The following is an 18,743-nucleotide window of genomic DNA, read 5'->3' as shown; positions in this document are numbered from 1 at the left end:
ACTTCCTGCTTCGGTCAGCCTCGAGTGTGCGGTGCGCACCCTCAGCGGCATGTCCGTCGACGGACATGCCGCTGGTCACGCGACTATTCGGGAACCCCTCGCATCCGCGTATGCCTGGACGATGTCGCGGCGAAACACCCACGTTCGGCCGACCTGGTCGCCATCCAGATCAGCAGCGAGCCGACGCACATGCCGCTCTGTACACCCGAGGATCGCGGCGGCCTGCCGGGTGTCGATCTCATCGCCCCCGACCGCGTCAGGTTCGGCCCCTTCCGATTGATCCGCAATCGCACAGCGAAGCCGGAGCGCCAAGCGGCGCATCGGCTCCGGAATCCCTTCGATGGTGCGCCGGGCGCGCATCCATCCAGTGACCGCGAGCTCCGCCCATGGCACCTCTTCATCGGGGAGGTTCATCCGCTCACCCCCGCGGCCTCGACCTTCGAGCGGCAATCGTGGTGCATGTCGCACCCGTCTGGTACACCGTCGAATCCGCACTCGGGGCACAGGCTAGCGAGAGATAGGGGGATTTCGTGCCCGTCATGCCCGTTATGCCCGTCACCGCAGGTAGAGGCATCAAAATCTTGCGGGCATTGCCCGTCGGCATCGTTTTCGCAATGCCCGCAATGCCCGCCGCGTGATGGATCAGGCGGGCATAGCGGAACGATGCTCTCATCATGCCCGCCGCTATGCCCGCGTAATTCTGGGCCTTCTACCTGCGATGACGGGCATAGCGGGCATGACGGGCATGATTCCCCTACCGTCTCGCGTAGGGGTGGGGTGATGTGCCAGCGGAGGACCTTGTTGCGTCCGCCGCGCGCGATCTGCTCGACGGACCACCCATCGACACGCAGCGCGGGCGCGGCGCGTTTGATGACCCCAGATGCCGCACGGGCGCTCTTCGGCCATGCGGCGGGCAGGCGCTCCTTTTCGTCATGCGGTCGAACCAAGTCCAGAAGTTCGGCGGCCGTGCCGATGAACTCGACCACCAGGCGCTCACGCATCGCCACCACCAACGGCTCACCGTCGAGGGAATCGACAGCCAGGGACCGCGCCTGGTCGATATAGCGTTCGAGTCCATCGGTGCCCAGCACCCGGTCCACTGCCGCGAGCACCCGCGCGAAGTCGGCCATGCGGGGGCTGGAGTCGAGACGGACAGAGGGAAGGGCAGCCTTGACGCCCGCAGCCAAGTCCAAAAGCGCGCCGAGGATGCGCGGGTATTCCTCAGTCCACAGCTTGCCGAGTTCGGATTCGGTGCGGCGCCGGCCCGGCGTGATGCGCTCCAGCGACGCCACCAGGGAGCGCTCGGCGTAGTCGCCGCGCATCGCGCCGAGGTCGATGCCGTTGACGAGCAGGCAGCGACGGAACGCGAACACCGCCAGCTCGCCATCGGTGTAGAGGGCGCGACGCACATCACCGTCACCGGTGACCGCACGGCACATCGAATCCGAGAGCCAGGGCGAAAGCTCGGACAAGTTGTCCAGCGCCACCACCCAGGAACCGGCGGCAGCGGTCACCCATCCCTCCGGGTCCCGGGGCGGCTTGCGCAGCGGCACCGGGCTCGGGTCGACGAGCGCGACGAGCACCTTTGTTCCCGAGGACTTCCCGCTGCCCTGCTCGGCGAACAGCGACAGGATCGGGTGCGGTACATCTGGGCACACCAGCGCGGCCACCAGCCAACCGAGTACCAGCGCCCGGTCCATCTCGGCGACGTTCACCACGTCCCACAGCGCCGACAGGTCTCCGCCGCGCTCGGGGACCGGGAACGCGCCCGTGAGTCTGGTCCGCTGGAACAGCACCGGAACGTGGGCCGCTTCGATGACGTCCCAGCCCTTCGCGGTGACGCGGATGGCGTTCTCGGTGCGGTCCCCCATGTCGATGTAAGTGCGCCCAGAGTCATCCTCGGCGATCCGCAGGTGTACCGACTCAGGTTGGGCGGCACGGCCTTTGCCCTCCAGGACAAGCAGTGCATCGGCCAGGGCCTGTTGCGGCGCGGCGCGGCCCATGAGATCGAAGTACGCCCCGGACAGCTCCGCCCGCAGGCCCGACTTACCGCCGCGCAGCATCCGAACAACCGGGCTACCGACCCTCGTCGCTACCGCGAACACTTCACCGTCGTCCGTCACGCCCAGGCGATAGCGTTTCAATGCCAATTCGACCAGCACGGTGGACGCCGAGCGCGGCTTGTCGTCCTCGTCTTCCGGGTCGTTCGTGATGGCGGAACGCCCCCATTCGACGTACTCGTCGTTGAGCTTCGCGCACTCGGCGCAATCGGTCCGCGGTTTCGGGTGCTTGGGGCAACGCCGTGGGGGCGCGCCTACAGGCGCAGCGGAATCCGCTGCGCCTGAGACGTTTTCGCGATTGTTGGTCAACGGCCACCGCCGAGCGTTGCTTCGGCCCAAGCGGCTGCTTCGCGAAGCTGCTCGCGGGTGCGCAGTTCCGGCGCAACCGTCTCCAGCGCTGACACCAACGGCCCGACAACCATCTTGGTCACGATCTCCAGCGCGGCCAGCAGGACGAAGGGCACTTCGTCGGGCTTGAAGCATTGGACCCACTCGGCGCACGTGGCATCCACCGCGGCTCCATCCTCGGCGACAGCCGCTGCCGCATACGCCAGAATCTGTGCCGCATCACGGATCTGGTCGATATCGACGACACCGATCGGGTTTCCGTCTTCGCCCTGGATGAGCATGAACTCGGTCATGCGCTGGCCTCCCCAGTGTCGAGGCGCAACCGGTATCGCGGGCAACGCCCGCCCGGCTCGTGCTGTTCGGTGCCGTTGCAGAACACGCAGCGGGCTTTGCTTCCGCCATCGCTTCGGCCGCACCAGCCGGTCTCGCCGAACTTCTCGGTGATGAACACGGTGACGGCCGTTCGGCCGCATGTGCACAATTCGCCGTCGACGGCGCGTCGTTCAGTGGTCATGGTTGCCTCCTCGGAGCGTTGGTCCGCAGCGATCGGCCCTGCCGCAAGATCAGCGACCAGACTTCGACGGCGTCCGCGCCGCCTTCGATTGACCGCAGCACATCGAGCGCGAACCGTTTTGCGTCAGAAAGGAATTCGTCATCGCGCAGCCCATCGGCCAGCGCCTGCCGGGCAGATAGCGGGTTGTACTCGCCGCAGCGATATACGCGCCCGGTACCCAGCCGTGCATCGAGGGCCGCCGCGGCCAGGCGGCGCTGCCGAGCGTGCTCGACTTCGATGCGCCGCGCGGCACTGGTACGGGTGAAGGCTGCTTCGGCCATCACGCATCCCTTTCTCGGCAGTCGCGGCACTGGATCGACACTGTCGGAGCAGGCGCGTGCGCCCGGCCGACGAGCTGGCCACAACCGCTGCAGTAGATGTCGATCCATTCCGGCGCGCCGAACATGTCCAACGGGCTGACATCGAGGACCAGGGCCACGGTCACGATCGCGGTAACCCGCCATGACCGTTCCCGGCGCAGGTACGCCTTCAGCACCTTTGCCGGGATGCCGCTATCGGCCGCGATCGCGTCAACGGATCGGCCTGACTGGTCGATCGCGTTCTGTACGCGGGCTGAGACAGTGTCGTCGTCGGTGGGGTGCGTTAATCTGGGCATTGGCAATTCCTTTGTGGTGAGGGATTTGTTTTCGACCCGGAAGCGGTGGCATCCGCTTCCGGGTCGCCTGCGTTTGAGGTCAGCATTAGGCGACCTCCGAATCGCTCTCGGCGCTGGCGATGAAATCGCGGATAGCTTCTTCGCTGATCAGACGGCGACGGCCCAGCTTGACCGAGCGCAACCGGCCGTCGCGGATCAGCTCGAACAGATAGCTCCGGCCGATGCCAAGTTGCTCGCAAGCGGACGGAATCGTGTGCAGTCGGGCCTGGATTGCTGTCACTCCACCCTCCTAGGTGTGCGTTCTCAGAACGCGAGATTGCTAGATGTTGCGTACATATCAAGTTCTAGCACCGCGTTACAAGTGCGCGCAAGTCCGCTAGTATCCGTTTTCATGACGCGCGAGCAGTGGGTACAGGAGACCTTGAACCGGATCGGCCAGGAAGTGAAGCGGACAAGGATCGCGGCGGACATCACGCAGGACGAGCTAGCAGCGAGCGTGGGGCTTACGCGCAATGCCCTTCAGAACCTCGAATCACCAGCAAACCGGCGGTCGACCATTGACCTGCTGACCCTCATGCTGATCGCTCGGAGGTTGGGACGGCCGCCTGTCGAATTCATATATCCAGACCTGGCGGACGGCCCGGTCGAGATCTGGCCAGGCGTAACGACAACGAGTTTCGAAGCAGTGCAATGGATTTCCGGCGAAATCCCGGCGTTCATGATCGTCGAGGACGACACGACGCGAGCCAGTACCAACCTACGAGTAGGGATGTCCAGGATCAGGGCACGGCTTCGTAATGCGCTGCGTCAAGCCCGCCTGAATCTCATCGATGCGCAGCTAACGCCGAAGCATGTTGCCTTCTCGAAAGAGCAAGCAGCCAAAGCGATTACGGAAACTCAGGGCGGACTCGACAAGCACATCGCCGAGATGAAACAGCAAGGATTGACGGTGAAAGACGATGCCTAGACAGCGGATGCGCCCCGGCATGTGGGGCAAGATCACCACAAAGCAGACCGGAAAGGACAAGTTCACCTCAACGACGTACGTTCGCGATGACGATGGCAAGCGCCGTCAGGTGGAGCGCAGCGGCACCAGCCGCGAGGACGCCGAGCGGAACCTCAAGGATCACCTGCAGAAGCGCAGCGCACCGATCACCGACTCCACGGTCAACGACAAGACAACATTGTCCGAGCTGTTCGATATCTGGATCGCGACCAAGACGAATCTCGCCCCACAGTCGGCGAAGAACTACAAGGACACGTGGAAGGTGCACGGCACCAAACAGATTGGTGCGCTACGAATCCAAGAATTCCCCACCAGTCGGGCCGAGCGGCACATTCAGAAGGTCGCAGCGAACGCGCCCTCATCCGCCCGCCTGCTGCGTATCGTGCTGCTCGGCATGCTCGCTCTCGCAACCCGATACGACGTGATCGACCACAACCCGGTCCGCGAGGCCACCAAACCGACCAGCAAGCGCAAACCGGTCCAGGTGCTCACCCCCGAGGACTTCCTCCGCGTCCGTGCCGCGGTCGCGGCGTACTGCCAGGGGCGGCCCGGGGTCAGTGGTCCGAAACCTGGTCGTCTCCTCCCCCGGTTCGTCGATGTGCTGATATCGACTGGGCTGCGGCCGAACGAAGTGCTCGGCCTGCGCTGGCATGAGGTCGACTTGCTCGCCAGCCCGCCTACCGTGACCGTCACCGGGAAATTGGTCGGCAGCGGGAAGGTCGAGGGGATGCCGCTGCACCGCCAGGACTATCGCAAGGGAGACGCGCCGGACCATACCGTCGTCCTGCCGAGACTGGCCGTCGAGGCACTGACCGCGCTACTGGGCGAGTCGTTCCCGGACGGTCTCACCGATGAGGCCGACACGGAACGCCCGGTGTTCGTGAACCGCATCGGTGGATGGGTGGACCTGCACAACCTACGGCGAGCGTTCCGCGCGGCGATGCCCGAGGACCTGAAATGGGTGGTGCCTTACACCTCGCGGCGCACAGTGGCGACGTTGATCCGCGACCAGCTCGGACCGGCGCAGGCTCAGGCCCAGCTGTCGCACGCGCAGCTGTCGACCACCGAGCGGCATTACCTACTGCGACAGACCCACGGACCGGACGTTCGGGAAGCTCTGGACAGGTACGCCGGGGAAAGTGCGGACCCAAAGTAAGGGCAAAGTAAGGGATTTCCGGGGGTTTGCGTCACATACGAAACGCCCCCGACCTGTTAGTCCAGGTAGAGGGCGTTTGAAGTGGAGCCTAGGGGAATCGAACCCCTAACCCCTGCCTTGCAAAGGCAGTGCTCTGCCAATTGAGCTAAGGCCCCGAATCCCTACTGTCCGAGGACAGTTCAGCGGGTGGTGACTTCGTGCCACAGGTCCGCATCGTCACGCTTGCGCAGCTTGGTGATTCCGATGAGAACCGCGACCACGACACCGACCGTGAGAAGAATTTTCATGATTCCCACCCTACTGTGATGTTCGGGAGTGGGCCTAGGAGGACTTGAACCTCCGACCTCTTCGTTATCAGCGAAGCGCTCTAACCGCCTGAGCTATAGGCCCCTATTTCCTGTTCCGATTACCCGCCGGAGCTGCTAACCGAACCGAGGCACGAGATTACCTTACCCGCCCGCCGAAGACCAAAACGGCCGGTCACCACCCTGCGCGAGGACAGCGACCGGCCGCGTGGACACCGCTTCTAGTCGGGGTCGGCCAGGGTCACCTGGATGCCGCCGACGAGGTCACAGCACTGGTTGTAGATGAAGACGCCGACGGTCGCCAATGCAGTGAAAAGCACCACATTGATCAGCCCGATGACGCCCGCGTAGCCGAATACCGAACCGGCATCGACCAACCCGACCGAGCCGCTGTCGGAGGAGACCATATCGGTGAAGGTGCTGTTGAGCCGCTCCCACACACCCATGCCCTCGAGCACGATGTAGAGCAGACCGACCGCGAGCATCCACACGAAGAACATGGCCACGCTGATCACCAGCGAGATCTTCAGGGTCGACCAGGGGTCGATCCGGCGGATCTGCACCGTAGCCCGCAATGGCTCACCGGAGGCGACGGCCGCCGCGACGGCGACCGGAACCGCGGGCGAGACCGGTACCGACTGCGGGCCCGGGGTTTCGACGGGCAGCGGGTGCCGTATGTCGGACAGGTCCGGCATGTCCTTGATCAATTCCGGGCGGGCGATGCTGCGGGTCGGTCCGTCGATGCCGACGGACTTCACCATCGCCGCTTCCTTGCGTGCCGCCTTGGCCGCGAGATCCGCGGTGGTGCGGGCATTGCCGCCACCGAGACCACCGCCACCGCCACCGAGACCACCGCCGGCACCGCTGCCGCCGCCGAGCCCGCCACCGCCGAGCCCACCGCCGGTGGAATTCGGGCGACCGGTCACCGGCGACTGTCCGGGGCGATACAGGTTCGACTGTGGCTCCCGCTGCGGCAGCTGCGACCAGCCCTCCTGGAAGGGCGACTGGCCGCCGCCGTTCGATGCCGAGCGGTCGCCCGCTTCCGGCGCGGCAGGCTCGCCTGGGTTACCCGGCCGAGCCGCCCGCTGATCGAATGCCTCATGCCCGTCCGCACCCGAGCTCGGCTCCGGCGCTTTGAACGCGACTTCGCCTTGCTTGCTGTGCATTTCGTGCGGCTGGGCCCCTCCCTGCGGGCCACTCGGCTGGCCGTTCTCGGCCGATGCGACCGGCCGTGGGATCGGCCGCGGCGGAATCGGTGACGGTGCGATCCGTTCGGTTACACCGTTCGTCTGGTGCCGCTCGTCGTTCGGCTGATTCGTGGTCAATGGGAATCCTTAGATCCGTTCGTTGCCGCCGCTGTGGGGTTACTGCTCAGAGGAACCGGTGTCGCCGTCTCCGCCGACGAGCGAATCAGGATCGGGTTCGTCGGCATTGCGCGCGATAGCAAGCAACGTATCGCCATCGGCGAGGTTCATCAATCGCACGCCCTTGGTCTGTCGTCCAGCCTTACGAACCTGCTTCGCCGCCGTCCGGATAACACCACCGCCGGACGTGATCGCGTACAACTCATCCTCGTCGTCGACGATGAGCGCACCGACCAGGGTGCCACGCTTGGTGTCGTATTGGATAGTCAATACACCTTTACCGCCGCGACCCTGCGGGGTGTACTCCTCGATCGCGGTCCGCTTGGCATAACCACCGGAGGTCGCGACGAGCAGATAGGTGTCGGCGCGAACCACATTGAGCGACAACAGTTCATCGTCGGCATTGAACCGCATGCCCTGCACACCGGAGGTGGCGCGGCCCATCGGACGCAGTGCCTCATCGGTGGCGGAGAAGCGGATCGACTGGCCGCGCGCCGAAACCAGCAGCAGATCGTCATCGGCCGAGCACAGCACGGCGCCGACCAATTCGTCGTCGTCGCGCAGGTTCACCGCGACGATGCCGCCGCTGCGGTTGGAGTCGAAATCGGACAGCTTCGACTTCTTGACCAGGCCGTTCTTGGTGGCGAGTACCAGATAGGGCGCATCTTCGTAGCCCTTGATCTGGATGATCTGGGCGATCTTCTCATCCGGCTGGAAGGCCAGCAGATTCGCGACATGCTGACCGCGCGCGGTCCGGCTGGCTTCGGGCAGTTCGTAGGCCTTGGCCCGGTACACCCGGCCCTTATTGGTGAAGAACAGCAGCCAGTCGTGCGTGGAGCTGATGAAGAAGTGCTTGACGATGTCGTCCTGCTTGAGACCCGCGCCCTGCACGCCCTTGCCGCCGCGCTTCTGGCTGCGGTACAGGTCGGTCTTGGTGCGCTTGGCGTAACCGGTCTCGGTGACGGTGACGACCACATCCTCGCGGGCGATGAGATCCTCATCGGCCATATCGCCGTCATTGGCCACGATCTTGGTGCGCCGCTCGTCGCCGTACTTCTCGACGATCTCGGCCAGCTCGTCGCGCACGATCGCGCGCTGGCGCTCCGGCTTCTCGAGAATGTCCTTGAGGTCGGCGATTTCGGCCTCGATCTTGGCCAACTCGTCGACGATCTTCTGCCGCTCCAGTGCGGACAGCCTGCGCAACTGCATATCGAGGATGGCCGTGGCCTGGATCTCATCGATATCCAGCAACTGCATAAGGCCGGTGCGCGCGGTGTCGGTATTGGCCGAACGCCGGATCAGCGCGATGACCTCGTCCAGCGCGTCCAGCGCCTTGACCAGGCCGCGCAGGATGTGGGCGCGTTCCTCGGCCTTGCGCAACAAGTACCTGGTCCGCCGGATGATGACTTCCAACTGATGCTCGACGTAGAGCCGGATCATCTGATCCAGGCGCAGCGTGCGCGGCACGCCGTCGACGATCGAGAGCATGTTGGCGCCGAAGCTGGTCTGCAGCTGGGTGTGCTTGTAGAGGTTGTTCAGCACCACCTTGGCAACCGCGTCGCGCTTGATGGTGACCACGATCCGCATACCCGCGCGGTCCGAGGACTCGTCGTGGATATCGGAGATGCCGGCGATCTTGCCGTCCTTCACCTGCTCCGCGATGGAGTTGATGAAGTTGTCGGTGTTGACCTGGTACGGCAGCTCGGTGATGACGATCGTGGTGCGGCCGCGGTTGTCCTCTTCGATCTCGACAACACCGCGCATCCGGATCGAGCCGCGACCGGTGGTGTAGGCATCCTGGATGCCCTGATTACCGACGATGAGGCCGTAGGTCGGGAAGTCCGGACCCTTGACGCGCTCCATACAGGCCGCAAGCGTCGCCTCTTCGTCGGCGTCGTAGTTCTCCAGCGCCCAGTAGATCGCCTCGGCCAACTCGTTGAGGTTGTGCGGCGGGATATTGGTCGCCATACCGACCGCGATGCCGTTGCTGCCGTTCATCAACAGGTTGGGCACGCGGCTGGGGAGAACGGTCGGCTCCTGTGAGCGACCGTCGTAGTTCGGCGTGAAATCGACCGTCTCGTGGTCGATTTCGCGCAGCAACTCCATGGCCAGCGGGGTCAGGCGGCATTCGGTGTACCGCATGGCGGCCGCGCCGTCATTGCCGCGGGAACCGAAGTTGCCCTGACCGTCGACCAGCGGATAGCGCAGCGACCACGGCTGGGCCATGCGGACCAGGGTGTCGTAGATCGACGCGTCACCGTGCGGGTGGTAGTTACCCATGGTCTCGGCGACCGGGCGGGCGGACTTCACATAGCCGCGGTCGGGCCGGTAGCCGTTGTCGTACATCGCGTAGAGCACGCGGCGATGCACCGGCTTGAGGCCGTCGCGGACGTCGGGCAGCGCGCGGCCCACGATCACGCTCATCGCGTAATCGATGTAGCTGCTCTGCATTTCGTTCTGGATATCGACCGGTTCGATCCGGTCACCCGCTCCGCCCTCGGGTGGCAGCGTGGTTTCAGTCATCTAAAAGTCTCCTTTGGTACCGGACGTGGAATTGCGCGTCACGCCGGTTACACGTCGAGGAAGCGAACGTCCTTGGCATTGCGGGTGATAAAGCTGCGACGTGCCTCGACGTCCTCGCCCATCAGGATGGAGAACAGCTCGTCGGCCGCGGCGGCATCGTCGAGAGTGACCTGACGCAGCACCCGCACCGAGGGATCCATGGTGGTCTCCCAGAGCTCCTTGGCGTTCATTTCGCCGAGACCCTTGTAGCGCTGGACACCGTCGTCCTTGTTGATCTTCTTGCCCGCGGCCAGCCCCGCCTCGAGCAGGCCGTCACGCTCGCGATCGGAGTAGGCGAACTCCGGATCGGACCGCTGCCACTTGAGCTTGTAGAGCGGCGGCTGCGCGAGGTACACGTGCCCGTGCTCGACCAGTGGCCGCATGAAGCGGAACAGCAGCGTCAGCAGCAGGGTCGAGATGTGCTGGCCGTCCACGTCGGCGTCGGCCATCAGCACGATCTTGTGATAACGCAGCTTGGCGATATCGAATTCGTCGTGGATGCCGGTGCCGAAAGCGGTGATGATCGACTGAACCTCGTTGTTCTTGAGGACGCGGTCGATGCGGGCCTTCTCGACATTGATGATCTTGCCGCGCAGCGGCAGGATCGCCTGGTACATCGAGTCGCGGCCGGATTTGGCCGAGCCACCGGCGGAGTCGCCCTCCACGATGTAGATCTCGGACTTGCTCGGATCCTTGGAGCGGCAGTCGGCCAGCTTGCCGGGCAGACCGCCGAGGTCGGTGGCGCTCTTACGACGCACCAGTTCGCGCGCCTTACGCGCGGCGACGCGGGCCTGTGCGGAGGAAACCGCCTTGTTCACAATGGTCTTCGCATCGGCCGGATTGGCCTCGAACCAGTGTGAGAGGTGCTCGTTGCAGGTGCGCTGCACGAACGACTTGACCTCGGTATTGCCGAGTTTGGTCTTGGTCTGCCCCTCGAACTGCGGCTCGGAGACCTTCACGCTCACAATGGCGGCCAGACCCTCGCGGATGTCGTCACCGGTCAGGTTGCCGTCCTTCTCCTTGAGCAGCTTCTTGTCCTTGGCGTACTTGTTGACCACCGTGGTGAGCGCCGCGCGGAAGCCCTCTTCGTGGGTGCCGCCCTCATGGGTGTTGATGGTGTTGGCGAAGGTGTGCACCGACTCCGAGTAGCCGGAGTTCCACTGCATCGCGACCTCGAGCTCGTGCCCGGTGCCCTTGCCGGTGAACGCGACGACGGAGTTGTGGATGGCCTGCTTGGTCCGGTTGATGTGCCGGACGAAATCCTCCAGGCCACCCGGGTAGTGGTATGTCCGCGTCTTCACCTTGTGCTCGACCGGCGCGGCGGGCGCATCCGGATCGGCATGCTTGGGCGCCTCGGCGGTTTCGCTGACCACCTCGTCGGTGACGTCGGCGTCGGTGACGCGCTCATCGGTCAGGGTGATGGTGAGGCCCTTGTTCAGGAACGCCATCTCCTGCAGGCGGCGCGCGACCGTCTCGAAGTTGTAGGTGGTGGTCTCGAAGATGTCCGGGTCGGCCCAGAAGCGAATCGTGGTGCCGGTGCGCTTGGTCGGCTCGCCCTGCATCAGCTTGCCGGGCTTGGAATCCTTGTATTCCTGCGTCCAGTGGTACCCGTCCACGTCCACGTCCGCCTGGAGGCGGCTGGAGAGCGCGTTGACCACGGAGATGCCGACACCGTGCAGTCCGCCCGACACCGCATAGGAATCGGAGTCGAACTTGCCGCCGGCGTGCAGCTGGGTCATCACGACCTCGATGGTGGGCACACCCTGGGCGTGCATGGCCACCGGGATACCGCGGCCGTCGTCGATCACCTCGACGCCACCGTCCGCCAGCAGGGTCACATCCACCTGCGTCGCGTATCCGGCCATTGCCTCGTCGACCGAGTTGTCGACGACCTCCCAGATCAGGTGATGCAGACCGCGCTCACCCGTGGAGCCGATGTACATACCGGGCCGCTTGCGAACGGCTTCGAGACCTTCGAGGACGGTGATGGATTCGGCACCGTAATTGCCTGACTTGGGCTTGTTCGAGCCGTCTGCGTTGGAGTCCATGGCAGCCACTGGTCGGTAGCTCTCCTTACTTGCTGATCCCTGGCGCAGCGGTCGGACAGCACGTGTGGGGCACCGGTTTGATTCTGTGGTGAAGATAGGGTCCACGCGCGGGCTGAACGGAACGCGCCGAAAGGTTCGCCGCTAGTTACCCCACCATCCTACTGGTAGACCCAAGCCACAATGCACCTACGACACCCCTGACGGCTCCGTGGATGCGAGAAATCGGTCGAGCGCGGGTCGGTTCCGCCTTCAACCCCTTTGAGTCCATCAGATTCGGCCTGAGAGTTGCCTGTGTGACGGAGCCGTAACAGCGGCCTCCTGAGCGGGCGTCAGCGAGCGAACCATTGACACAGCGCCCGATCGCGCACGACAGAGCGCAGCGTCGGCGCGGCGCGGTCGTGAGCGGGTGCACACGACATAGTTCAGCCTACGTGGCGGACTCACGCATGACGGCCGCGGCGTTCCACGTGAAACTGATCTATGCGCTGGACTGTCGCTTATCCGTAGGTGTCCCGTGGACCGCGGCCTTTGATGTGCCGCTCACCCTTGCGCCAGCTCGGCGCCGCCGGACCGGTGATCTTCAACGATGTGACCACGCCCTGCCCCACCGCCGCATTGATCTTCGCCAGGATCTGGCCCTGCAGCATGCGCAGCTGGGTGGCCCACGCCGTGGATTCGGCGGCGATGCTCAGCACGCCGTCCTTCAATGTCATCGGGGTCGCGTGCGAGGCGATGTCCTCGCCGACCACACCGGCCCAGCGGCCGAAGACCATGCCCTCGGCGACCTTGGCCGACCAGCCCCGATTCTTAGCGATGGCGCCGGCCAGGCTCGAAAGCAGTTGCGGGTCACGGTCATCGGGCCGCGCGCCGGACCAGCCGGTGCGACGGCGGGCTCCGGCGCGTAGCCGACGCGGCGATGCCCGGCCCTGCCCCACCGATTTACCGCTCGCCTTGGCCGCCGCCCGCGCCTCCTCCAACGCACGCCGCGCCAGATCGATACCGCGCAACTCCGGTTCCGGCTCGGATGCGGAAGCATTCGACGCTGTCGGATCGCTCACGACTGCGCCTCGCTGACGCTCAGCTCCGTCGTGCGCGATCGCGCGCTGTATTGATGGTTCACTCGCTGACGCTCGCTCACGACTGCGCCTCGCTGACACTCAGCTCCGTCGTGCGCGATCGCGCGCTGTATTGATGGTTCACTCGCTGACGCTCGCTCACGACTGCGCCTCGCTGACACTCAGCTCCGTCGTGCGCGATCGCGCGCTGTATTGATGGTTCACTCGCTGACGCTCGCTCACGAGGTCCGCCTCTCTCCCCGCCGCCGTTCGCGCGCTGGTTGCCGACGCGTCGGATTGCAATCGGCGCTGATCTTACCGATGCGACAGGGATCCGACGGTGCCCCGATCAACCGGTGGCGGCGTCGGATTCCCGGTCGGCGATTCGGGAGATGCGGCCGTCCGCACCGCCGTTCGTTTCAACCCGGAGCGGAACCGCGGAAAGTTCCACGGGCACGTCCTCGGGGACCGCGGCGGTGATCAGCACCTGTTCGGCACCGGCCGCAACCTCGGCGAGCGCCGTGCGTCGGCGGCGATCGAGTTCGGCGAATACGTCATCGAGCAGCAGTACCGGCTCGGCGCCGGTGGCGCGCAGCAGTTCGAAGGCCGCGAGCCGCAGCGCCAGTGCGAACGACCACGACTCACCATGGCTGGCAAAGCCTTTCGCGGGGGCGGTGCCGAGCATCAGATCCAGATCGTCGCGGTGCGGGCCGACCAGGCAGACCCCTCGCTCCAATTCCTTCGGCCGCGCCGCCGCCAGTTCGCGCAGCAAATTCGCCTCCAGCGCCTCGACGTCATCGGGCTGCGGTGCGCGCATCGGGTCCAGGAATTCCGGCGGCAGGCTCGCGCTGCGGTAGCCGATTGCGGCGGGGCGTGATTCGGGCGCGATCGACGAGTACGCCTGTGCGAGATACGGATACATATCGTGCACCAGGCGCAGTCGCTGTGCGAGCAGCACCGAGGCGTGGGTCGCCAAATGCCCGTCCCAAACATCCAGGGTGCTGAGTTCCGCCTTCGAGCGGGCTTGGCGCCCAGCGGATTTCAACAGGGCCGAGCGCTGTCGCAGCACCCGGTCGTAGTCGGCGCGCACGGCGGCCAGCCGCGGCAACCTGGCTGTGCACAACTCATCGAGGAAGCGCCGCCGTTCACCCGGATCGCCGCGGACCAGGGCGAGGTCCTCCGGCGCGAAGAGCACCGTCTGCAGAATGCCGAGGATTTCTCGCGGCCTGCGCACCGGAGATCGGTTGATCTGCGCACGATTCGCGGCGCCCTGGTTCAATTCGAGATCGATGCGCAGTTCGCGGCCCGCGTTCACGACGGTCGCGCCGATCCTGGCGCGTTCGGTGCCGATACGGATCAGCGGTGCGTCGACGGCGACCCGGTGTGAGCCCAAGGTGGCGAGGTAGCCGACCGCCTCGAGCAGGTTCGTTTTGCCGTTGCCATTGGCCCCCAGGAAAACCGTGCGGCCTGGGGATAATTCGAGCTCGGCGTGCTCCCAGGAGCGGAAGTCGCGCAGTGACAGCGTCCGGATGAACACCCGTCTACTCCGCTCCGGCCGTCGTAATCGCCTTTTTCCGCCGCTGCCGACGACGAATCGCGCGCAAACCACAACATCTTGTGGTCCATCCACTGTCTGTGGACGAACTGTGGATAAATCGCATCGCCGCCGATGCTCAGCCCGGCAACCGAACCGGCATCAACAGGTAGATGTACGGGCTCTCCAGTGCGACGAACGCACCCGACTCCGTCACCTTGGGTTCCTCGTCGCTCGCTGGCAGCAGCACCGCGGGACGGCTCGGCGTGGTGAAGCCGAAGGTGACCCGATCGGCGTGCAGCGCGGAGAGGCCGTCGATGAGGTAACCCGGATTGAACGCGATTGTCAGTGACTCACCGCGGAATTCGGCCTCCAGCCACTCCTCGGCGCGACCCGCGTCATCGCCGCCCGCCGAGAGCAGCAGCCCCTCGTCGGTGAATTCCAGCCGCACCTGTGCACCGCGCTCGGCGACCAGCGCGACGCGCTTGATGGCGTCGGTCAGCGTGGCGACCGGGAGGGTGGCGATCGAGGTGTGCTCCTTGGGGAGCAATTGGCGGAACTTGGGGAATTCCGCATCGAGCAGTCGCGTGGTGGTCCGTCGGCCCGCGTTCACGATGCCGAGCAGACCGTCCGCGCCGCTGCCGGTGCCGAGCGAAAGCTGTACGGGCGCATCGGAGGGACCCAGCGTCTTGGCGGCTTCCGACAGCGTCCGGGCCGGAATCAGCACCGAGGTCTCGATATCGGTGCGGGCAGGCTGCCATTCGATGTGGCGGACCGCCAACCGGAATCGGTCGGTGGCCGCGAGCACGACCTGCGGTCCCTCGATCTCGACCCGGATGCCGGTGAGCATCGGTAGCGTGTCGTCGCGTCCGGCGGCGACCGCGACCTGGCCGACTGCCTCGGCGAAGACATCGACGCTCAGCTCACCGGTCTGCTGCGGCACCTCGGGCAGCTGGGGATAGTCCTCGACCGGCATGGTCGGCAGCGAGAACTTCGCACTGCCACAGCTGATCAGCACGCGGGTGCCGTCGATGGCAACATCGACGGGCTTATTGGAAAGCGCCTTGGTGATATCGGCGAGCAGTCGACCGGAGACGAGCACCTCGCCGGGTCCGGCGACCTCGGCCGCGACGCGCATCTGCGCGGAGACCTCGTAGTCGAAGCCGGAGACGGTCAGTCCGTCCTCGCCCGCAACGAGTAGTACGCCGCCGAGTACCGGGACCGGAGGCCGCGACGGGAGGCTGCGTGCCACCCATGCAACGGACTCGGCGAAATCCTCTCGGGCGACCCGAAATTTCATACTCGCCAGCTCCATCGCCCGTTCTGTCCTCTCCCGGTTCCGTGATCTCTGTCGGCTTCGTCAGCGTTGATTCTCGAAAGGGGGTGCTGTACCTGCCGCCTTTGCAGTCTGGCATAGGCGACCGACATTGAACCGTACTCGTCCGGACCAGCTGAACCTAGCCCGACCCTCCGGTTGTTCTGTGTAGCGAAGACGATCCGTGCTGCGAAATATCGAGCAAGGAGAACAGGTGCGGGTGAATCGCGCGGATGTGTCGCTCCCGCTTCTCCTTGCTTGTCTCGGCGAGTGGCTCGGATGCCGATGCTCACTGATCGACTTTCCACACATCCTGTTTTGAAGAGAGATCTTCTAGAAGAAGAACTGAAGTAGTAGTAGGCACTGTGGAATCTGTGGACTGCGGCCGAATCCGCAGGTCCGGGGGCGTGGTGCGGTGGGGATGACCGCTGGGTGACTCGAGGATGAACGGATGGGGGTTGTGGACGTTGCGGGTTTGTCCCCCATTCATCCTCGAGCGCTCCTCGAGTTGTTCCACCTGATTCACCAGGTTGTTCACACATGTGCACCGAATCGTGGACAGCTCGAGGAATCCTCGAGGACTCCACATGGACTCCTCGAGGATTCCCCAAGCCGCTGACCGAGCCCGTCGCTGGTCAGGACCTGTGTGTGGATACGGCTGTGGACTCTGTTGATTCCACCCCTGTTAGCAACGGATCCACGATCATCCGCACAGCCTGTGGACGAACCGGTGCACAACTCGGAGTTTCCTCGAGGACTCCACAAGAATTCCTCGAGGAGTCCACAGGGCACAAAAAAGCACCGCCCCAGGTCAGGGGCGGTGCCGAGGTGTTAGTGCCGGTCAGCGCGAACGCTGTTTAATCCGGGCTGTTAGTTCTTGTACTTGGTCGTACACGCGGCGCCGCTCGGTCATCTCCTTGCGCACTTTTTTCTCCGCGTACATGACCGTGGTGTGGTCGCGACCGAAAGCCTGGCCGATCTTGGGAAGTGATAGATCCGTTAGTTCCCGGCATAGATACATGGCGATCTGCCGGGCCTGCGCCAGCGGCCGGGCTTTACCCGGCCCGGTCAGCTCCTCGAGCGTGGTGTTGAAGTATTCGGCGGTTACGGCCATGATCGTCGCCGCGTTGATCTCCAGCGTCGCGGTATCCGGCATGAGATCGCGCAGTACGACCTCGGCCAACGGCAGATCCAGCGGCTGGCCGTTCAACGAGGCGAACGCCGTCACCCGGATCAGCGCACCCTCCAGCTCGCGGATATTGCGCTCGACCCGACTGGCGATCAGTTCCAGCACGTCGTGCGGCACGTCGAGCCGGTCCATCCGCGCCTTCTTGCGCAGAATCGCGATACGCGTCTCCAACTCCGGCGGCTGCACATCGGTGATCAGGCCCCACTCGAACCGGGTCCGCAGCCGCTCCTCCAGCGTGGCCAGCTGCTTGGGCGGCCGGTCGGAAGACACCACGATCTGCTTATTGGCGTTGTGCAGGGTGTTGAAGGTGTGGAAGAACTCCTCCTGGATACCTTCCTTGCCCTCGATGAACTGGATGTCGTCGACGAGCAGAATGTCGGTCTCGCGGTAGCGGCGCTTGAATGCCACCTTGCGGTCGTCGCGCAGACTGTTGATGAAGTCGTTGGTGAATTCCTCTGTCGATACGTACTTCACCCGCATGCCCGGGAACAGCCGCTGGGCATAGTGTCCGGCCGCGTGCAGCAGATGGGTCTTGCCGAGACCCGAGGCGCCCCAGACGAACAGTGGGTTGTAGGCGCGCGCGGGCGCCTCCGCGATCGCGACCGCCGCGGCATGCGCGAAGCGATTGGACGCGCCGATGACGAAGGTCTCGAAGGTGTACTTGGCATTCAGGCTCGCCGAGGAATTCGACGGCGCCGGATTCTCCTGCGACTTGGTGAAGTAGGTCGGCCACGAATTGCGGACATTGACGACCGGTTCGTCGTCGTGCGAGTTGTCCGAGATCGGCTCGCGGACCGATTCGTGCGCGGCCGCGATGGCCGGATCGGTGCCCGGCCGGGATTCTCGTGCGGATGCCGCCTCCCGCATCGGCGCGCGACCCTGCGCCCGCACCGGTTCCGGTAGCGGCTCCGGATTGAACAGTGACTCCTGGCCGGGCGGCACCGAATCGCGTCGCGGCGGGAGTCCGGATTCGCGGCGAGACGCGGGCGGCTCCTGTCGTTCGCCATTGGTCTGGCCCGGATAGTCGCCGCGGCTCGGGTATTCGTCGGTCGGGTACGCCCCCGCCGCCTCGTATCCGGGCACCGGCAGGTACTCGGGCGCGCCCGAGTATTCCGGCGTGGGCTCATAGTCGGGTGCCGCCGAGTACTCCGGTCCGGTCGAGTATTCGGGTGCCGCCGAGTAATCGTTGGGCTGTGCATAACGCGGCGGGGCGTAGTCGTTGCGCCCGGGATAGTCGGGGGCGGGATAGCCCGCCGGACCGCGACCGCTGTCGCGGCCACGCTCGGGCCGACTCGTCATGCGCGCGTGACGCGGATTGTTGCCGGGGCGTTCGGTCGGCTGCGACGCCGGCGCCGCGATCCGGACGCCCAGGCCCTCGACCTGCGGACCGAGACGACGGCCGAGTGAACGCAGAATGGGTTCGCGCAGATCGCGTTCGATGGCCTCCTGGGCCAACGACGATGGCACCGAGAGCAAGGCGAACCCCTGCGCCACGGTCAGCGGCTTGACCAGTTTGAGCCAGGCCTGCTGTGCCCGGGAGACCGGCGGGATGGCACCATCGGCCGAGCCGGTGGTGAGTTCGGCGACCACCTCCGGCCACACGGTGGCCAACACGTTCTGCTCGTCGTCCAT

17 protein-coding genes and 2 tRNA genes are annotated in these 18,743 nt (G+C 65.1%); 2 read left to right on the top strand and 17 right to left on the bottom strand.

Features of this window, described 5'->3' with window-relative positions:
- Nucleotides 1-75: 75 nt before the first annotated feature.
- From ACQPYR_RS00095 to ACQPYR_RS00065, 7 genes are all read right to left on the bottom strand, one after another.
- On the bottom strand, nucleotides 76-414 hold the full coding sequence (locus ACQPYR_RS00095) for a hypothetical protein (protein WP_433626073.1): 339 nt from the start codon (nucleotides 412-414) through the stop codon (nucleotides 76-78).
- Nucleotides 411-2,369, bottom strand: coding sequence for an ATP-binding protein (locus tag ACQPYR_RS00090; protein WP_433626070.1), 1,959 nt, complete (start codon nucleotides 2,367-2,369; stop codon nucleotides 411-413). Before ACQPYR_RS00090 ends, ACQPYR_RS00095 begins: the two co-directional genes overlap by 4 nt.
- Nucleotides 2,366-2,701, bottom strand: coding sequence for a hypothetical protein (locus tag ACQPYR_RS00085; RefSeq protein WP_433626068.1), 336 nt, complete (start codon nucleotides 2,699-2,701; stop codon nucleotides 2,366-2,368). Before ACQPYR_RS00085 ends, ACQPYR_RS00090 begins: the two co-directional genes overlap by 4 nt.
- Complete coding sequence (locus tag ACQPYR_RS00080) at nucleotides 2,698-2,922, bottom strand: hypothetical protein (RefSeq protein ID WP_433626065.1); 225 nt, start codon at nucleotides 2,920-2,922, stop codon at nucleotides 2,698-2,700. Before ACQPYR_RS00080 ends, ACQPYR_RS00085 begins: the two co-directional genes overlap by 4 nt.
- Nucleotides 2,919-3,242 carry a hypothetical protein gene (locus ACQPYR_RS00075; RefSeq protein ID WP_433626062.1) on the bottom strand — a complete coding sequence of 108 codons (324 nt, stop codon included), beginning with the start codon at nucleotides 3,240-3,242 and terminating at the stop codon, nucleotides 2,919-2,921. Before ACQPYR_RS00075 ends, ACQPYR_RS00080 begins: the two co-directional genes overlap by 4 nt.
- Nucleotides 3,242-3,577: a hypothetical protein gene (locus ACQPYR_RS00070; RefSeq protein WP_433626060.1), complete on the bottom strand. Its 336-nt coding sequence runs from the start codon at nucleotides 3,575-3,577 to the stop codon at nucleotides 3,242-3,244. Before ACQPYR_RS00070 ends, ACQPYR_RS00075 begins: the two co-directional genes overlap by 1 nt.
- An 85-nt stretch (nucleotides 3,578-3,662) precedes the next feature.
- Nucleotides 3,663-3,857, bottom strand: coding sequence for an excisionase family DNA-binding protein (locus ACQPYR_RS00065; protein ID WP_433626057.1), 195 nt, complete (start codon nucleotides 3,855-3,857; stop codon nucleotides 3,663-3,665).
- A 111-nt stretch (nucleotides 3,858-3,968) separates the two neighbouring features.
- Between ACQPYR_RS00065 and ACQPYR_RS00060 the strand changes: the two genes are divergently transcribed.
- Both ACQPYR_RS00060 and ACQPYR_RS00055 read left to right on the top strand, forming a co-directional pair.
- On the top strand, nucleotides 3,969-4,544 hold the full coding sequence (locus ACQPYR_RS00060) for a helix-turn-helix transcriptional regulator (protein ID WP_433626054.1): 576 nt from the start codon (nucleotides 3,969-3,971) through the stop codon (nucleotides 4,542-4,544).
- Nucleotides 4,537-5,739: a site-specific integrase gene (locus tag ACQPYR_RS00055; RefSeq protein WP_433626051.1), complete on the top strand. Its 1,203-nt coding sequence runs from the start codon at nucleotides 4,537-4,539 to the stop codon at nucleotides 5,737-5,739. Before ACQPYR_RS00060 ends, ACQPYR_RS00055 begins: the two co-directional genes overlap by 8 nt.
- 82 nt (nucleotides 5,740-5,821) lie before the next feature.
- Here the strand turns inward: ACQPYR_RS00055 and ACQPYR_RS00050 are convergent.
- The 10 genes from ACQPYR_RS00050 to dnaA form a co-directional block, all read right to left on the bottom strand.
- Nucleotides 5,822-5,894: transfer RNA gene (locus ACQPYR_RS00050), tRNA-Ala, on the bottom strand.
- A 24-nt stretch (nucleotides 5,895-5,918) separates the two neighbouring features.
- Nucleotides 5,919-6,026, bottom strand: a complete 108-nt coding sequence (locus tag ACQPYR_RS00045) for a DLW-39 family protein (RefSeq protein ID WP_218007666.1) — start codon at nucleotides 6,024-6,026, stop codon at nucleotides 5,919-5,921.
- A 29-nt stretch (nucleotides 6,027-6,055) separates the two neighbouring features.
- Nucleotides 6,056-6,129 (bottom strand) — tRNA-Ile (locus ACQPYR_RS00040).
- 136 nt (nucleotides 6,130-6,265) lie between these two features.
- On the bottom strand, nucleotides 6,266-7,210 hold the full coding sequence (locus ACQPYR_RS00035; RefSeq protein ID WP_433635419.1) for a DUF3566 domain-containing protein: 945 nt from the start codon (nucleotides 7,208-7,210) through the stop codon (nucleotides 6,266-6,268).
- Between the two features lie 198 nt (nucleotides 7,211-7,408).
- Nucleotides 7,409-9,931 (bottom strand): DNA gyrase subunit A, encoded by a 2,523-nt coding sequence (gene gyrA / locus ACQPYR_RS00030; RefSeq protein WP_433626049.1) that lies wholly within the window; start codon nucleotides 9,929-9,931, stop codon nucleotides 7,409-7,411.
- 47 nt (nucleotides 9,932-9,978) lie between these two features.
- On the bottom strand, nucleotides 9,979-12,018 hold the full coding sequence (gene gyrB, locus ACQPYR_RS00025) for a DNA topoisomerase (ATP-hydrolyzing) subunit B (protein ID WP_433626046.1): 2,040 nt from the start codon (nucleotides 12,016-12,018) through the stop codon (nucleotides 9,979-9,981).
- Nucleotides 12,019-12,515: 497 nt separating this feature from the next.
- Entirely contained in the window at nucleotides 12,516-13,076 is a 561-nt protein-coding gene (locus ACQPYR_RS00020; RefSeq protein ID WP_433626043.1) for a DUF721 family protein, read from the bottom strand.
- 346 nt (nucleotides 13,077-13,422) lie between these two features.
- Complete coding sequence (gene recF / locus ACQPYR_RS00015) at nucleotides 13,423-14,610, bottom strand: DNA replication/repair protein RecF (protein ID WP_433626041.1); 1,188 nt, start codon at nucleotides 14,608-14,610, stop codon at nucleotides 13,423-13,425.
- Nucleotides 14,611-14,746: 136 nt separating this feature from the next.
- Nucleotides 14,747-15,922 carry a DNA polymerase III subunit beta gene (dnaN, locus tag ACQPYR_RS00010; RefSeq protein WP_433626039.1) on the bottom strand — a complete coding sequence of 392 codons (1,176 nt, stop codon included), beginning with the start codon at nucleotides 15,920-15,922 and terminating at the stop codon, nucleotides 14,747-14,749.
- A gap of 841 nt (nucleotides 15,923-16,763) precedes the next feature.
- Nucleotides 16,764-18,743, bottom strand: coding sequence for a chromosomal replication initiator protein DnaA (gene dnaA / locus ACQPYR_RS00005; RefSeq protein WP_433626038.1), 1,980 nt, complete (start codon nucleotides 18,741-18,743; stop codon nucleotides 16,764-16,766).

This window comes from Nocardia sp. CA-120079, from assembly GCF_050955745.1.
Lineage (GTDB): Bacteria > Actinomycetota > Actinomycetes > Mycobacteriales > Mycobacteriaceae > Nocardia.
This window is presented reverse-complemented; position numbering and strand designations above follow the sequence as displayed.

What these genes read in the sequence shown, in the direction of transcription:
- ACQPYR_RS00035 (WP_433635419.1), bottom strand. Translation starts at nt 7,210, where the DNA reads ATGCACAGCAAGCAAGGCGAAGTCGCGTTCAAAGCGCCGGAGCCGAGC.
- ACQPYR_RS00070 (WP_433626060.1), bottom strand. Translation starts at nt 3,577, where the DNA reads ATGCCCAGATTAACGCACCCCACCGACGACGACACTGTCTCAGCCCGC.
- gyrB (WP_433626046.1), bottom strand. Translation starts at nt 12,018, where the DNA reads ATGGACTCCAACGCAGACGGCTCGAACAAGCCCAAGTCAGGCAATTAC.
- ACQPYR_RS00075 (WP_433626062.1), bottom strand. Translation starts at nt 3,242, where the DNA reads ATGGCCGAAGCAGCCTTCACCCGTACCAGTGCCGCGCGGCGCATCGAA.
- ACQPYR_RS00085 (WP_433626068.1), bottom strand. Translation starts at nt 2,701, where the DNA reads ATGACCGAGTTCATGCTCATCCAGGGCGAAGACGGAAACCCGATCGGT.
- gyrA (WP_433626049.1), bottom strand. Translation starts at nt 9,931, where the DNA reads ATGACTGAAACCACGCTGCCACCCGAGGGCGGAGCGGGTGACCGGATC.
- ACQPYR_RS00060 (WP_433626054.1), top strand. Translation starts at nt 3,969, where the DNA reads ATGACGCGCGAGCAGTGGGTACAGGAGACCTTGAACCGGATCGGCCAG.
- dnaN (WP_433626039.1), bottom strand. Translation starts at nt 15,922, where the DNA reads ATGGAGCTGGCGAGTATGAAATTTCGGGTCGCCCGAGAGGATTTCGCC.
- dnaA (WP_433626038.1), bottom strand. Translation starts at nt 18,743, where the DNA reads ATGGACGACGAGCAGAACGTGTTGGCCACCGTGTGGCCGGAGGTGGTC.
- ACQPYR_RS00045 (WP_218007666.1), bottom strand. Translation starts at nt 6,026, where the DNA reads ATGAAAATTCTTCTCACGGTCGGTGTCGTGGTCGCGGTTCTCATCGGA.
- ACQPYR_RS00055 (WP_433626051.1), top strand. Translation starts at nt 4,537, where the DNA reads ATGCCTAGACAGCGGATGCGCCCCGGCATGTGGGGCAAGATCACCACA.
- ACQPYR_RS00095 (WP_433626073.1), bottom strand. Translation starts at nt 414, where the DNA reads ATGAACCTCCCCGATGAAGAGGTGCCATGGGCGGAGCTCGCGGTCACT.
- ACQPYR_RS00080 (WP_433626065.1), bottom strand. Translation starts at nt 2,922, where the DNA reads ATGACCACTGAACGACGCGCCGTCGACGGCGAATTGTGCACATGCGGC.